13 protein-coding genes are annotated in these 14,307 nt (G+C 69.1%); 6 read left to right on the forward strand and 7 right to left on the reverse strand.

Going from position 1 to position 14,307, the window contains the following annotated elements; genetic code table 11:
* Nucleotides 1-3 precede the first annotated feature (3 nt).
* The 4 genes from KYX17_RS21520 to KYX17_RS21535 are packed head-to-tail and all read right to left on the reverse strand — an operon-like array spanning nucleotide 4 to nucleotide 3,253.
* Entirely contained in the window at nucleotides 4-1,065 is a 1,062-nt protein-coding gene (locus KYX17_RS21520; protein ID WP_243229454.1) for a PLP-dependent cysteine synthase family protein, read from the reverse strand.
* Between the two features lie 19 nt (nucleotides 1,066-1,084).
* A complete protein-coding gene (locus tag KYX17_RS21525; RefSeq protein WP_243229456.1) occupies nucleotides 1,085-1,897 on the reverse strand; it encodes a GntR family transcriptional regulator in 813 nt (270 codons plus the stop codon).
* A 1-nt stretch (nucleotide 1,898) separates the two neighbouring features.
* Nucleotides 1,899-2,297, reverse strand: coding sequence for a D-ribose pyranase (rbsD, locus tag KYX17_RS21530; protein ID WP_243229457.1), 399 nt, complete (start codon nucleotides 2,295-2,297; stop codon nucleotides 1,899-1,901).
* Nucleotides 2,298-2,308: 11 nt separating this feature from the next.
* Nucleotides 2,309-3,253, reverse strand: coding sequence for a ribokinase (locus tag KYX17_RS21535; protein ID WP_243229458.1), 945 nt, complete (start codon nucleotides 3,251-3,253; stop codon nucleotides 2,309-2,311).
* A 94-nt stretch (nucleotides 3,254-3,347) separates the two neighbouring features.
* On the opposite strand from KYX17_RS21535, the gene KYX17_RS21540 reads away from it, so the two are divergent.
* Nucleotides 3,348-4,019 (forward strand): transaldolase family protein, encoded by a 672-nt coding sequence (locus tag KYX17_RS21540; protein ID WP_243229460.1) that lies wholly within the window; start codon nucleotides 3,348-3,350, stop codon nucleotides 4,017-4,019.
* A gap of 48 nt (nucleotides 4,020-4,067) precedes the next feature.
* Here KYX17_RS21540 and KYX17_RS21545 read toward each other — a convergent pair whose 3' ends face one another.
* Nucleotides 4,068-4,745: a FadR/GntR family transcriptional regulator gene (locus KYX17_RS21545; protein ID WP_243229462.1), complete on the reverse strand. Its 678-nt coding sequence runs from the start codon at nucleotides 4,743-4,745 to the stop codon at nucleotides 4,068-4,070.
* Between the two features lie 46 nt (nucleotides 4,746-4,791).
* Here KYX17_RS21545 and KYX17_RS21550 point away from each other — a divergent pair, with 46 nt between their 5' ends.
* Entirely contained in the window at nucleotides 4,792-5,682 is an 891-nt protein-coding gene (locus tag KYX17_RS21550) for an amidohydrolase (RefSeq protein WP_243229464.1), read from the forward strand.
* Between the two features lie 25 nt (nucleotides 5,683-5,707).
* On the opposite strand, the gene KYX17_RS21555 is transcribed toward KYX17_RS21550, so the two are convergent.
* Nucleotides 5,708-6,451: an SDR family NAD(P)-dependent oxidoreductase gene (locus KYX17_RS21555; protein ID WP_243229465.1), complete on the reverse strand. Its 744-nt coding sequence runs from the start codon at nucleotides 6,449-6,451 to the stop codon at nucleotides 5,708-5,710.
* The gene (locus KYX17_RS21560) at nucleotides 6,448-7,308 is read right to left on the reverse strand and encodes a fumarylacetoacetate hydrolase family protein (protein WP_243229466.1); all 861 of its coding nucleotides are present in this window, start codon (nucleotides 7,306-7,308) and stop codon (nucleotides 6,448-6,450) included. Before KYX17_RS21560 ends, KYX17_RS21555 begins: the two co-directional genes overlap by 4 nt.
* Nucleotides 7,309-7,430: 122 nt before the next feature.
* Here KYX17_RS21560 and KYX17_RS21565 point away from each other — a divergent pair, with 122 nt between their 5' ends.
* The 4 genes from KYX17_RS21565 (at nucleotide 7,431) to KYX17_RS21580 (ending at nucleotide 14,295) form a co-directional block, all read left to right on the forward strand.
* Nucleotides 7,431-8,720, forward strand: coding sequence for an L-fuconate dehydratase (locus KYX17_RS21565; protein ID WP_243229467.1), 1,290 nt, complete (start codon nucleotides 7,431-7,433; stop codon nucleotides 8,718-8,720).
* Nucleotides 8,707-9,675: an aldo/keto reductase gene (locus KYX17_RS21570; protein WP_243229468.1), complete on the forward strand. Its 969-nt coding sequence runs from the start codon at nucleotides 8,707-8,709 to the stop codon at nucleotides 9,673-9,675. Before KYX17_RS21565 ends, KYX17_RS21570 begins: the two co-directional genes overlap by 14 nt.
* Nucleotides 9,668-10,087 carry an RbsD/FucU family protein gene (locus KYX17_RS21575; protein WP_243229469.1) on the forward strand — a complete coding sequence of 140 codons (420 nt, stop codon included), beginning with the start codon at nucleotides 9,668-9,670 and terminating at the stop codon, nucleotides 10,085-10,087. The genes KYX17_RS21570 and KYX17_RS21575 overlap by 8 nt, the downstream gene beginning before the upstream one ends.
* Before the next feature lie 158 nt (nucleotides 10,088-10,245).
* Nucleotides 10,246-14,295, forward strand: a complete 4,050-nt coding sequence (locus KYX17_RS21580) for an Ig-like domain-containing protein (RefSeq protein ID WP_243229470.1) — start codon at nucleotides 10,246-10,248, stop codon at nucleotides 14,293-14,295.
* Nucleotides 14,296-14,307: the final 12 nt, after the last annotated feature.

Raw genomic sequence — 14,307 nt, forward strand, 5'->3', positions numbered from 1 at the left:
CCCTCACTCGCCCCAGATGCCCGTCTCGAGGAACCGATCCATGCGCGCGCGGTGCGGTGCGAGGTCCCAGCCCTGCGCCGCGACCCAGTCGTCGTCGTAGTAGGTCCCGGCGTAGCGCGCGCCGCCGTCGCAGATCAGTGTGACGACGCTTCCTGTCTCGCCGGCCGCGCGCATGCGCGCGATCAGCTGGAACGCGCCGACCAGGTTCGTACCGGTCGAGCCGCCGGCCCAGTGCATGGTCCGCTCCTGCAGCAGCCGGATCGCGGCGACGGAGGCGGCATCGGGGATCTGCAGCATCTCGTCGATCACGCCGGCGACGAAGGACGGCTCGACACGTGGCCGGCCGATCCCCTCGATGCGGCTCGGGCGGCCGGTCGTGTAGTCGGAGGCGCCGGTGCTCCAGCCGCCGTAGAACGCCGACCCCTCGGGATCCACCACGGCGACCCGGGTCTCGTGCCGGCGGTACCGCACGTAGCGTCCGAACGTCGCGCTCGTTCCGCCCGTACCGGCGCCCACGACGATCCACGACGGGATCGGATGCCGCTCCCGCTCCATCTGGCTGAACACGCTCTCGGCGATGTTGTTGTTGCCGCGCCAGTCCGTGGCTCGTTCGGCATACGTGAACTGGTCGAGGTAGTGGCCCCCGCACTCCGCGGCGAGGCGTTCGGCCTCCGGATACATGTCGGGGGCGCGGTCGACGTAGTGGCAGCGTCCGCCGTAGAACTCGATCAGTTCGATCTTCTCCGGGCTCGTCGACCGGGGGACGACGGTGACGAAGTCGAGCCCGAGCATCCGTGCGAAATAGGCCTCCGACACGGCGGTCGAGCCGCTGGAGGCCTCGACGAGCGTCGTCCCCTCGTGGATGCGGCCGCCGACGAGTCCGTACAGGATGAGGGACCGGGCGAGCCGGTGCTTGAGCGACCCGGTCGGGTGCACCGATTCGTCCTTCAGGTACAGGTCGATGCCCCACTCGGCCGGGAGCGGGAAGACGTGCAGGTGCGTGTCGGCGCTGCGGTTCGCGTCGGCGTCCAGCAGAGCGATGGCGGTGCTGGTCCAGGTGGTCATGGGTTCGAGCGTAGCCGGGTCAGATCGCGACCGTTCCCGCGCGGGACGCCCCGCCCGCGCCGTCGATGTGCAGCAGCGACGCCTCGGACTGCTCCTGGCGCAGCTGGAACTCGAACCTCGATCGGTCGCCGCGGTGATGCGCGATGAAGTACTCGATCGGCCGGTCGTCGGCATCCCTGCTGATGCTGCGGAGCCGCAGCAGGGCGGACCCGGCGCTCACGCCGAGATGCAGGGCCTGCTCGTGGGTCGCGACGGTCGCCTCGGCCGAGCGCACGCCGTGGGTGGCGTGGATGCCGTGCTCGTCGAGCAGCCGGTACAGCGAGGCCTCGCTGAGATCAACGCCGAGGGTCACGGCGCCGACGGCTTCCGGCATCCAGGTCGTGGAGAGCGACCAGGGCTCGCCGTCCACGTGGCGCAGTCGCTCGAGGACCACGACGGGCGACCCCGCCGGCACGTCGAGGGCCGCAGCGACCTCGTCATCGGCCTCCTCGCGCTCGTGGCGGAGGACGTCGCTGTGCACGTGACCGCCGCGTCGGGCGACGTCGTCGAACAGCCCGACCAGGGTGTGCACGAGGCTTTCGCTCGTCCGGGGGCGGGACACGAACGTGCCCTTGCCCTTGACGCGCTCGACCAGGCCCTCGTGCTCGAGCTGCGCGAGCGCCTGGCGCACCACCGTGCGCGAGATGCCGTAGCGCTCGCACAGCCGGTGCTCTCCGGGAAGGGGATCGCCGGGCTGGAGTCCGTCACGGGCGATCCCGTCGATGATCAGCTGACGCAGCTGGTCGTACATCGGGGCGGCGGAGTGCCGGTCGATCTCATCTGCGACGGGCATGTCAGTACGCCACCCCCGCCTGCAGGATCACGTTGGCGTACGGGGTGAACTCACCCGAGCGGACGAAGGCCCGTGCGTCGTGGGTGCGCTTCTTGAACTCGACGTGCGGAACGAGCTCGATCTCGATGCCGGGCAACCGCTCGCGCAGCGCCGCCAGCACCTGCGGGCTGACCTCCGCGACCTCGGCGGAGACCGTCGCGCCCTCGACGACCATCTCCGCCAGCACCGTGTCCAGCACGTCGAGGAAGGCGGGTGCGCCCGGACGGTAGGCGAGATCGATCCGCTCCGAGCCGGGCGGGATCGGCAGACCGGCGTCGGTGACGACGAGTAGATCGGTGTGCCCGGTCTCGCTGATGACCCTCGACAGCGCGGGATTGATGGTGGTGGCGGTCTTGCGCATCGGTGATCCGTTCAGCTGCGGGACGCGAGGAGCGCGTCCACGTCCGTGCGGCGGGGGAGACTGGGCGAGGCGCCCTGCTTGGTGACGGTGAGGGCGCCTGCCGCCGTGGCCAGGCGCACGGCCTCGGTGAGGGGCGCTCCGTTCGCGAGCGCGGCACCCAGGTAGCCCGCGTAGGCGTCGCCGGCCGCGGTGGTGTCGACCGCGTCGACGGGCAGCGGCGGGACGACGAATGTCCCCTCCGCCGTGATGACGCAGGAGCCCTGCGCCGCGAGCGTGATGACGGCGGCGCCGACTCCCCGCTCGAGGAACCAGCGTCCGGCCCTCTCGGCGGACGCGGCATCCGTGACCTCGATGCCGCTGATCAGCGACGCCTCGGTCTCGTTCGGGGTGACGATGTCGATGTCGGCCCAGACCTCGGCGGGCAGATCGGCGGCGGGCGCCGGGTCGAGGATCACCCTGAATCCGAGCTCCCGGCCGCGTGCGGCGATGTGCGCGGTCAGCGCGGACGGCGTCTCGAGCTGGGTGAGCAGGACGGAGGTCGTGGGAGCGAGCGCCTCCAGTGCGGCGTCGATCTGCTCGGCGCTGAGATGCGCGTTCGCGAGCGGGACCATGACGATGTCGTTCTGGGCGGAGGCGTCCACGCGGATGTGCGCGATTCCGGTGGGGCCGGGAACCGTGCGCAGATGCGTCAGGTCGACGCCGGCGTCGGCGAGGCTGTCGACGACCAGGTCGTGGAACAGGTCGTCGCCGACGCAGCCGACGAAGCTCGTCCTGGCCCCGGCCAGGCCGGCCGCGACGGCCTGGTTCGCACCCTTGCCCCCGAGGAAGAGCGTGAACTCGTCGCCCAGGATCGTCTCGCCGCGGGCGGGGAGCCGCTCGGAGAAAGTGGTCACGTCGGCGGTCACGCTGCCGACGATGACGACGCCGCTTCTCTCATCGCGGGATGCGGGGGTCATTGCGCTCCTGATCGTGTTTGACTTCGCCGTCTGCTGTCATAACATTAGCCGAGATCCAACCTGTAACGACAGGTTCTGCGTCCCAGGAGATCCGATGATTCCTTCCGCCCCGGCCGCCCCGCGTCTGTACGTCGACAGCGCCGACGTCGAGCGCGTCTCGCGGCTGCTCGCCGCCGGTGTCGTGCATGGGGTGACGACGAATCCGACGATCCTCGAACGCGGAGGTCGCCGGGCGGCTGAGATCCCCGAACTGTACGCGCGCTGGGTCGAGGAGGGCGCCCGCGAGATCTTCTTCCAGACCTGGGGCGGCGATGCCGCGTCGTTCCTGCGCAATGCCGAGGGAATCCGCGCGCTGGGGGACCGGGTCGCCGTGAAGGTTCCGGCCACGGCCGACGGATTCGCCGCGGCATCCGCGCTCGTGCGCGACGGTGCGACGGTGCTCGTCACGGCCGTGTACTCGGTGGCGCAGGCGCTCGCGTGCGCGAGCATCGGTGCGCGGTACATCGCGCCCTATCTGGGACGGCTGAGGGATGCCGGAGTCGACGGCGATGCGCTCATCCCCGAGATGCAGGCGGTGTGCGTCGGGAGCGGGACGGATGTCCTCGCCGCCAGTCTCCGCTCGGCATCGGACATCGTGTCGCTGCGGCTGGCCGGGGTCCCGTACTTCACCGCCGCACCGGATGTCATCGACGAGATGCTCTTCCACGAGACGAGCGACGCCTCGGCGGCGGAGTTCGACGCCGCGATGGGGCGCCTGGGGGCGTAAGCCGCCAGAAGGCGCGGACACCCCGACCCGCGCCCCGTTCCGTGCGGCTCAGGCGGTCGCCGCCTGGCGCAGCCACCGCTCGACGCCAGCGATGTGAGCCGTGGCGAGCGATGTCGCGAGATTCGGATCGTGCTGGGCGACGGCATCCGCGATCGCCCGGTGCTCCGCGAGGGTGCGCTCGACGGCCCCCTGCTCGGTGAGCCCCCGCCAGACGCGCGCCCGCACGGTCTGACTGCTGAGGCTCTCGATGAGGCTCGCGAGGTAGGCGTTGCCCGCCATCCGGACGATGTCGCGATGGAAGCGGATGTCGTGGGCGACGAGGTCGTCGATCGACACGTCGGTGCCGACGCCGTCGAGCTCGTCGCGCAAGGCCTGCACCTGCTCGTCGCTGCCGAGCGTCGCGGCGAGCCCGGTCGCCTGCGACTCCAGCATCCGGCGCACGGCGAAGATCTCCAGCATCGAGTCGTCGTCGTGCATGTCCACGACGAACGAGATGGCCTCGAGCAGCAGATGCGGTTCCAGGCTCGTGACGTACGTGCCGTCCCCGCGGCGCACATCGAGCACCCGGATGACCTCGAGCGCCTTGACGGCCTCGCGCATCGAATTGCGCGACAGGCCGAGTCGTTCGGCGAGCTCCTTCTCCGGCGGAAGGCGGTCGCCGGGGGCGAGTTCGCCGGACACGATCATCGCCTTGATCTTCTCGATCGCCTCGTCAGTGACTGCCATGTCGTCATCGTAGCCAATGATCCGATGTCTGCGGCAGGATGGATCCATGCGCATCCTCGACTCCCATCTGCACCTGTGGGATCCGTCCCGACTCGAATACTCCTGGCTGGAGGGTCCGCTGCGCACGCGCTTCGCCGTGGACGAGATCCTCGCCGCACGGGGCGGGGATGCCGCGGAGCACGCCGCCGTCTTCGTGCAGGCCGAGTGCGCCGAGGAGCAGTACCTCGACGAGGTCGCCTGGGTGGGCTCCATCGCGGAGCGGGTCGGAGTGCGCGGCATCGTCGCGGGTGCCCGGCTGGACCGCGGGGAGGAGACGCGGCGCTATCTCGACGTGCTGGCGACGCGCCCCCTCGTCGTCGGCGTTCGGCACCTGCTTCAGGGGGCGCCGGTGGGCTTCGCGGGGACCGAGGCGTTCCGTGCGGGTGCCGCCGAGCTCGTCCGGCACGGGCTCACGTTCGACGCGTGCGTTCGCGGTGCGGCTCAGCTGCGCGACGTCATCGGGCTGGCCGCGGCAGAGCCGGGCCTGCGGATCGTGCTGGACCATCTCGGCAAGCCTGAGGTGGGGACGGCCACCGCTCCGCTGGCGCCGAGCGCGGAGTGGGCCGATGCGATCACGGAGCTGGCTGCGCACCCGCAGGTGTCGTGCAAGCTGTCCGGGCTCCCGGCAGAAGCCGGCGGGTCATGGAGCGCGGTGCAGGTCGAACCGTTCCTGGACGTCGTGGCCTCGGCATTCGGCGGCGAGCGGATCATGATCGGCAGCGACTGGCCGGTGTCGGCCGTGACGGCAGCCGGTTGGTCGGGTGGGGACGCTCCGGCGCTGGATGCCGCCGCCATCCCCGCCTGGACCGACACCGTCGCACGCTGGGCGACGGCTCGCGATCTCGACGCCGACGCGATCCTGTGGCGCAACGCCGCGCGATTCTACGGTCTGGGCTGACCCGAGCGGCGACGCCGTACCGCGGTCACTCGACCCGCAGGCGCAGCTGCGCCATGCCCCCGTCGACCTCGATGCAGGTGCCGGTGGTGGATCCCGCATCCGGGCCGACCAGATAGGCTACCGCGGCCGCGACCTCCTCGGGGGAGACGAGCCGCCCGTGCGGCTGACGGGCCTCCAGGGCGGCGCGCTCCGCCGCCGGGTCGTCGGCCTGATCGAGCAGGCGCCCGACCCAGGGGGTGTCGGCGGTGCCGGGGTTGACTGCGTTGACGCGGATGCCCTCGCGCAGGTGGTCCGCCGCCATCGCGCGGGTCAGTGCGGACACGGCACCCTTGGACGCCGTGTACAGAGCGCGCTGCGGTAGTCCGGTCGTCGAGGCGATGGATGCCGTGTTGCACACGGCCGCCGACGGCGACCGGCGCAGCCATGGCAGGGCGGCCGCGGTCACGCGCGCGATGCCGGTGACGTTGATCGACAGCACGCGCGCCCATTCGGCATCGTCGTTCGCCGCGATGTCCCCGACGGCCCCGATGCCGGCGTTGTTGACGACGATGTCGATGCGTCCGAAGCGCTCGGCGACGGCCGCGACCGCGGCGTCGACGGACGCGCGGTCCGACACGTCGGCCGTGAAGGCGGAATGCGGGGTGCCCGTGGTGTTCAGATCCAGCACGGCCACCTGAGCGCCGCCGGCCTGCAGTCGGTCGGCGATCGCGGCGCCGATGCCGGAGGCGCCGCCGGTGACGATCGCGACGAGACCGTCCAGCCGGCTCATGCGCTCGCCTCCCACGCGACGAACTCCTGGCGCTGCCGCCCGAGGCCGTCGATCTCGATCTCGACCACGTCACCGGCCTTCAGGTAGGGGAACTTCCCGCCGAAGGCCACGCCCTGCGGGGTGCCGGTGAGGATGAGGTCGCCCGGCTCCAGCGTGACGTACTGCGACAGGTGGTGCACGATGGTGCGCACGTCGAAGATCATGTCGTCCGTGTTCGAGTCCTGGCGCGCCTCGCCGTTCACCCAGCTGCGCAGTCGAAGATCGTCGACGTCGACCTCGTCCGGTGTCACGAGCCAGGGCCCGGTCGGGTTGAAACCGAACGCGATCTTGCCCTTCGACCACTGCCCGCCCGACACCTCCATCTGGAAGGCGCGCTCGGACACGTCGTTCGCGACGACGTACCCGGCGATGTGCGCCTCGGCCTCGTCGGGGGAGTCCAGGTACGCCGCGCGCTCGCCGATCACGATGCCGAGCTCGACCTCCCAGTCGGTCTTCTCACTTCCGCGCGGGATCGTCACGGCGTCGTTCGGACCGACCACGGTGTTAGGCGTCTTCAGGAACATGATCGGCACCGTCGGCGGCTCGGCGCCGGACTCGCGCGCGTGCGCCGCGTAGTTCTGCCCGATGCAGATGACCGCGCTCGGGCGGGCGATCGGAGCGCCGATGCGCATGTCGGCGGTGCCCGAGAGTTCCGTCAGCTCACCGGCATCCCGCGCCGAGGTGACCCGCGCGCGAACGTCGCTGGAGAGGAATTCGCCGTTCACATCGGATGTCACGGGACGGAGGTCGAGGTAACGGTCGCCCTCCACGAGGACGGGGATTTCGGATCCTGGGGCGCCGAGCCGCGCGAACTTCATGATTCTCCTGCTTCGTCGGGGAGCCGCCGTCGAGCGGCGGGTGTCGTTGACAGTATAGACATCGGATGTTTACACTCCAAGTGATCCGCGCAGATCGATCCGCTGCGCGAGGAGAGGAACCCGTGAGCCGCATCGTCGCCCTCGAGACCGCCGACGTCCGTTTCCCGACGTCGCTGAGCCTGGACGGCTCGGACGCCATGAACCCCGACCCGGACTACTCCGCGGCGTACGTCATCGTGCGGACGGATGCCGGGGACGCCGGACATGCGTTCGTGTTCACGATCGGCCGGGGCAACGATGTGCAGGTCGCCGCGATCGAGGCACTCTCCGGACACCTGGTCGGCCGGGAGATCGAGCCGCTGCTGGCGGACATGGGGAGCACGTTCCGCGAGATCATCGGCGATTCGCAGCTGCGCTGGCTCGGGCCCGAGAAGGGCGTCATGCACATGGCGATCGGCGCGGTCGTCAACGCGCTGTGGGACATCAAGGCCAAGCGCGCAGGCCTGCCGCTGTGGCAGCTGCTGGCGCGCATGACGCCCGAGGAGATCGTCGACCTCGTCGACTTCCGGTACCTGACCAACGCGCTCACGCGCGAGGACGCCCTCGCCATCCTGCGGGCGGCCGAACCCGGTCGGGCCGAGCGCGAGCAGGAGCTCCTCGCCACCGGCTACCCCGGATACACCACGAGCCCCGGCTGGCTGGGGTACTCGGACGAGAAGCTCGAGCGGCTCGCGCGGGAGGCGCTCGCCGACGGCTTCACGCAGATCAAGCTCAAGGTCGGCGCCGACCTGGACGACGACATCCGCCGCTTCCGCAAGGCCCGTGAGGTCGTCGGAGAGGACTTCCCCATCGCGATCGATGCGAACCAGCGCTGGGAGGTGTCGGAGGCGATCGCCTGGGTGAACGCGCTCGCCGAGTTCCGGCCCGCGTGGATCGAGGAGCCCACGAGCCCCGACGACATCCTCGGCCACGCCGAGATCGCGCGGGGAGTCGCCCCGATCCGGGTCGCGACCGGCGAGCACGCGCAGAACCGGATGATCTTCAAGCAGCTGCTGCAGGCCGAGGCGATCAGCGTCATGCAGATCGACGCCGTGCGCGTCGCCGGCGTCAACGAGAACATCGCGAATCTCCTGCTCGCCGCGAAGTTCGGCGTTCCGGTCTGTCCTCATGCCGGTGGTGTCGGCCTGTGCGAGGCCGTGCAGCACCTGTCGATGTTCGACTTCGTCGCCGTCAGCGGCACCCGCGAGGGACGCATGATCGAGTTCGTGGACCACCTGCACGAGCACTTCGTCATCCCGACCGACATCCGCGGCGGCTCCTACATGGCGCCCACGGCGCCGGGCACCGGAATGGAGATGAAGGCCGAGAGCATCGCCGCCTACACGTGGACGGGTGCGCATGTCGGTGCGTGAGCTTCCGGTGCTCGGCTACGGCGCTGCGAACGTCGGCAACCTGTTCCGTGCGCTCACCGACGACGAGGCCCGGGCCGTGCTGGAGGCGGCGTGGGACGCCGGCATCCGGTACTACGACACGGCGCCGCACTACGGGCTGGGGCTGTCCGAGCGCCGGCTCGGTGCGTTCCTGCAGACCAAGCCGAGGGACGAGTTCGTGCTGTCGACGAAGGTCGGCCGGCTGCTGCGCCCCAATCCCGAGCACGTCGGCGGGCTGGACACGGCGCACGACTTCCACGTCCGCGACGATCTGCGGCGGGTGTGGGACTTCTCGGATGCCGGGATCCGCGCGAGTCTCGACGAATCCCGCGAGCGGCTGGGGATCGACCGGATCGACATCGTCTTCCTGCACGACCCGGAACGGCATGACCTCGACCTGGCGATCGACAGCGCCTTCCCGGCGCTCGAACGATTGCGAGCCGCCCACGAGATCGGCGAGATCGGCATCGGGTCGATGGTCGCCGACGCCTTGACGCGCGCCGTCCGTGAGGCGGACCTCGACACGATCATGGTGGCGGGGCGCTACACGCTGCTCGAGCAGCCCGCGGCGAAGGACGTGCTGCCGGCCTGCGACGAGACGGGGACCGGAGTGGTCGCGGCATCCGTGTTCAACTCCGGCCTGCTCGCGCAGAGCGAGCCGCGTCGCGACGGGCGCTACGAGTACGGCGCGCTGCCCGACGAGCTGTGGGAGCGTCTGGTGCGGATCGCCGACATCTGCCGGGCGCACGACGTGCCGCTGCCCGCCGCGGCCGTCCAGTTCCCGCTGCGCGCGCCCGCCGTGCGCAGCGTCGTCGTCGGAGGCAGCCGCCCCGCGCAGCTGCGGCAGAACGCCGAGTACGCGGCCCTGCCGATCCCCGCGGAACTCTGGGCGGAACTCGCGGACGAGGGACTCATCCCAGGAGGTGCGGATGCTTGAAGGAATCCACCCGTTGCTCACCGGTGAAATGCTGCTGCACCTCGACCGGATGGGGCACTCCGATTCGGTGGTCGTCGCGGACGCGCACTTCCCGGCATGGGCGTTGGGCGAGCGGGTCGTCGACCTTCCGGGGACGACGACACCCGAGGTCGTCGCGGCGATCCGCACGGTGCTGCCGCTGGACGACGCGCCGGGCCTGGACCTCATGGAATCGGCGGATGCCGAGGTGCTCGACGTCCAGCGGGAGCTGATGGCGTCCGCGGGGACGACCCGGGAGACCACCCGCTTCGTCGAGCGCTTCGCCTACTACGACATCGCGAAGGGCGCGTATCTCCTGGTCCGCACCGGCGAGACGCGCAAATACGGCAACGCGCTGCTGCGCAAGGGCGTCGTCGGGCACGTCTCGGCCTGACGACCGCCATCGCGCGACGATGATCTGATCGGCGCCTCTTCGGCGGACTCGGCGGTTTGCTTAATCGATACTTGTCAGTCGATTATCGATTACTATAAGGTGGGCCGCATCCACCTGCCGCGCACTGTTGGGCGGCGCCCCCGAGTCTGGAGACCGCGATGAAGCGAGCTGCGACGACATTGATCCTGACGGCCCTGGTGGCGACGGCGCTGCCGGCGCTCCACCCCGATCCGGCAACGGCCGTCGACGAGCCACCGGGAGACGTGATCTACGTCGCCACGGACGGCGACGACGCGGCGGCCGGCTCCATCGATGCGCCGCTCGCTACGCTGGAAGCCGCGCGCGACCTCATCCGCGAGCGCAAAGCGGCCGGCACGCTGTCTGCGGACGGGGCGACCGTCTACCTGCGCGAAGGAAGCTACCAGCGCTCCGCATCCTTCGCACTCGGTGCCGAGGACTCCGGAACAGCGGATGCCCCCATCGTCTACCGCTCGTACCCCGGAGAGGTGGCGACCCTGACGGGCGGACAGACGCTCTCTTACGAGGACTTCCGCCTGACGGAGGACCAGTCGGTCCTGGATCGCGTGATCGAGGAGTCCGCCAGGGACGACATCCGCGAGATCGACCTGGCGGCGCTCGGCATCGAGGACTACGGCCAGCTGAGCCGCCACGGCTATTGGAAGGCCAATGACGTCAGCAGCACCCCGCCCATGGAGCTCTACATCGACGGGCAGGGCATGACGCTCGCCCGCTGGCCCAACGCCGGTGCCGCCAAGGACACCGTTCAGATGGGCGAGATCATCGACCCGGGGCCCACGCGTGCCGATGCCGATCTTCAGGAGCGCGGTGGCACGTTCACCTACACGTACGATCGTCCGCAGCACTGGACCCAGGCCGAGGACGTCTGGCTCGACGGCATCTTCGGCTACAGCTGGGAGTGGTCGTACAACAAGATCGAGGCGATCGACACCGACGCCAAGACCATCACCCTGCGCTACGGGGAGATGTCCGGGATCATGAAGAGCTGGTTCCCGGACTTCCACTTCGCTCAGAACCTCCTCGAAGAGCTCGACGCCCCGGGGGAGTACTACATCGACAGGGCCGCGGGCAAGCTGTACCTCGTGCCGAACGCCGCGTTCCTGGCCGGACGAGGCGCACCGGTGGTGACCACACTCGACGAGCCGATGATCCGCACAGACGGTGCCTCGCACATCACCTTCGACGATCTCGTGCTCGAGTACGGGCGCGCCACGGCAGCGGTCATCCTCGGCGGCTCGAACGTGACGATCCAGCACAGCGACATCCGCAACTTCACCGACGGCGGCGTGCTCATCAACTCACCCGGCCGGTACACCTACGACGGCATCCCTGTGAACCGCGGCGGCACGGACCATGCCGTGATCGCGAGCGAGCTCAGCCACATCGGCGGGGTCGGCGTCGTGCTGCAGGGCGGGGACAAGACGACGCTGACGCCGGGGAACAACAGCGTGCAGAACTCGGAGATCCATGACTTCGCGTACTACCACAAGGCCTACAACCCCGGCGTGATGTTCGACGGGGTCGGCAACGTGGCGCGTGGCAACGAGATCCACGACGCCCCGCACCCCGGGATCATCGTGCACGGCAACGATCACCTGTTCGAGCAGAACGAGGTCTACGACGTCTGCAAGACGTTCCACGATCTCGGTGCGATCTACATGAACTCCGGGATGACGCCGCAGCAACGGGGGCATGTCTTCCGGCAGAACTACTTCCATGACATCGGTGCAGGCATGGCCGGTGTCGAGGGGATCTACGCCGACAACTTCACGTGGGATCTCACGATCGAGAAGAACATCTTCGTGAACATGGGCAACAGCGCCATCAAGAGCGGGTCAGCCGATTACATCGAGGCCACGAACAACATCTTCGTCGACGCGAACGTGCCGTACGACAACTACGAACTGTGGATGGGCGACCACGAGGGCAACGTCGTCGATCGCTCGTACATGCCGGAATGGGAGAAGGTGTTCGCCGAGAACGACGACTTCGTCGGCACGCCGTATCTCGAGAAGTATCCCGAGCTCGCTCACTTCTTCGAGGACAACCACTACTTCCCCGACCACAGCACGTTCGCGAAGAACGTCGTGTGGAACCCCACGGTTCCCCGCCAGTCGCAGGTCAACGCGCAGGGCGCACGGGATGTCAAGGAGCTGCTGAACTACGACAGCAACTGGGTGAGCGAGGGCGACCCCGGGTTCGTCGACGCGGCGAACGGCGACTATCGCCTGACCGCAGACGCCGCGGTGTTCGCTCAGATCCCCGGATTCGAGGACATCGGCTTCGATGAGATCGGCACGAAGGGGCACATCGGCCAGACGCAGTCGCCCGAGTCCGTGCCGCTCGAGGCTGTCGCGTTCGACGCGGATGCCGTCGCGCTCGATGTCGGCAAGGAAGTACTCGTGCGCGCGACGCCTCTGCCGTGGAACGCGGATGATGCCCGTCTCGTGTACTCGTCCGCTGATGAGTCCATCGCGACGGTCGACAACGGGAAGCTGACCGGCATGGCGCCCGGTTCGACGACCGTGACGGTCACCGCAGCATCCGATGCCGGGATCTCCGACACGATCGAGGTGGTCGTCGGTGAAGGCGACGGCGTGCTGCACTTCACCGACTTCGAAGACGGCTCGAACGGCTGGCCGACGGATCCGAATCGCAGCATCGTCGCCGCCGAGGGCGGCGACCACGTGTACCGGATCGTGAATGGCGCGAACTCGCAGCTGCCCCGCGACTTCACGAGTTTCGTGCTGGACTTCGACGTCACGACGCCGACGAGCGTTCCCGCGAACGCGGTCATGATCGTCTACAACCGCAACAGCGCAGGGGGCGGCTACATCCGCTATCGCAATGCGGCGGCGGGACCGACCTGGACGATCTTCGACAACGCGTGGCAGACCGTCGGCGAGGTCGTCCTCGATCCGACGAAGGCGCTGCCCGCGGCGGCGACCAGTCATGTCCGCATCGCCGTGCAGGACGGCGTGATCCGCATCGTGGTGAACGGCGAGGTCGTGCTCGAGGGCACTGATCCCGCGCCGGGCGCCGCCGGCAAGGTCGGGTTCTACACCGAGGGCTTCTCGCACCTGGACTTCGATGACGTCGGCTTCTCGATATCGGCGGTTCCGGTGGACGGCATCTCCCTCGATGCCGGCGAACTCGCCCTGCAGACCGGTGAACGTCGGCCGGTGATCGCAACGGTGTCGCCGCAGGACGCCAGCGACGTGCGCGTCACCTGGTCCAGCAGCGATCCGGCCGTGGCTTCGGTCACCGATGGCATCGTCGCCGCCATTGCGGCCGGTGAGGCGACGATCACGGCGACGTCGGTCGCCGACCCGTCGATCTCGGCGACCGCGGTGGTGACGGTCGCGGATGCCGAGCATCCCACGATCGCGCTCGGTGACCAGCTCTCCGATGCCGCGAACTGGACGCAGTCGGACAAGCTCGACTTCGATCAGGGGACGATCCGAGTCAACGCCGAGGGCGTGCACGGCTATGAGACCGAGCGCTTCGGAGACGGCCTGCTGGAGTTCGATGCGACCTTCGGCGCATTCGACGGCGGCTGGTACGGCTTCCAGGTCCGGTCCGATCAGACCGGCGTCCCGGCGTGGCAGAACTCCAACACCGGCTACCTGGTGGTCATCAAGGAGGACACGATGGAGTTCCAGAGCTGGAGCCCGGGGCAGACGATGCTCGACGTCATCCCGAACACCACGATCGAGCCGGGGAGCACGCATCGCATCGCGTTCGGCGCCATCGCCGAGGACGCCGGCACCCGCATCGTCCTCCAGGTGGACGGGAAGACGGTGTGGAATCGACTGGATGCGAGAGAGAACCTGCGCATCGGTGCCGACGGCTTCTTCAACGTCTACCACTACGCCAAGCAGAACAGCATCACGTTGACGAGGGTCGCGCCGCCGGCGACCGTGGAATCGGTGGCCTGGGCCGCGGACGCGGCGCCAAAGACGAAGTACCTCATCGGGGAGGAGCTCGACGTGACCGGGATGATCCTGGACGTCACCTGGAGCGATGGCTCGACGACCCGGATGGACGTGACTGCGGAGATGGTGACCGGCTTCGACAGCAGCAGGGTGCGTCCGCACCAGAAGCTGACCGTGGCATACGGGGACAGCACCGTGGAGTTGACGGTGTCCATCAAGAAGAAGCGCAAGTGAACCCATGGCCAA

This window comes from Microbacterium sp. CIAB417 (genome assembly GCF_022788845.1).

Bases quoted from the DNA above. Each gene is read 5' to 3' on its own strand.
- KYX17_RS21555 (WP_243229465.1), bottom strand. From the start codon at position 6,451: ATGAGCCGGCTGGACGGTCTCGTCGCGATCGTCACCGGCGGCGCCTCC.
- KYX17_RS21580 (WP_243229470.1), top strand. From the start codon at position 10,246: ATGAAGCGAGCTGCGACGACATTGATCCTGACGGCCCTGGTGGCGACG.
- KYX17_RS21560 (WP_243229466.1), bottom strand. From the start codon at position 7,308: ATGAAGTTCGCGCGGCTCGGCGCCCCAGGATCCGAAATCCCCGTCCTC.
- KYX17_RS21545 (WP_243229462.1), bottom strand. From the start codon at position 4,745: ATGGCAGTCACTGACGAGGCGATCGAGAAGATCAAGGCGATGATCGTG.
- KYX17_RS21535 (WP_243229458.1), bottom strand. From the start codon at position 3,253: ATGACCCCCGCATCCCGCGATGAGAGAAGCGGCGTCGTCATCGTCGGC.
- KYX17_RS21550 (WP_243229464.1), top strand. From the start codon at position 4,792: ATGCGCATCCTCGACTCCCATCTGCACCTGTGGGATCCGTCCCGACTC.
- KYX17_RS21570 (WP_243229468.1), top strand. From the start codon at position 8,707: ATGTCGGTGCGTGAGCTTCCGGTGCTCGGCTACGGCGCTGCGAACGTC.
- KYX17_RS21575 (WP_243229469.1), top strand. From the start codon at position 9,668: ATGCTTGAAGGAATCCACCCGTTGCTCACCGGTGAAATGCTGCTGCAC.
- KYX17_RS21525 (WP_243229456.1), bottom strand. From the start codon at position 1,897: ATGCCCGTCGCAGATGAGATCGACCGGCACTCCGCCGCCCCGATGTAC.
- KYX17_RS21520 (WP_243229454.1), bottom strand. From the start codon at position 1,065: ATGACCACCTGGACCAGCACCGCCATCGCTCTGCTGGACGCCGACGCG.
- KYX17_RS21540 (WP_243229460.1), top strand. From the start codon at position 3,348: ATGATTCCTTCCGCCCCGGCCGCCCCGCGTCTGTACGTCGACAGCGCC.
- rbsD (WP_243229457.1), bottom strand. From the start codon at position 2,297: ATGCGCAAGACCGCCACCACCATCAATCCCGCGCTGTCGAGGGTCATC.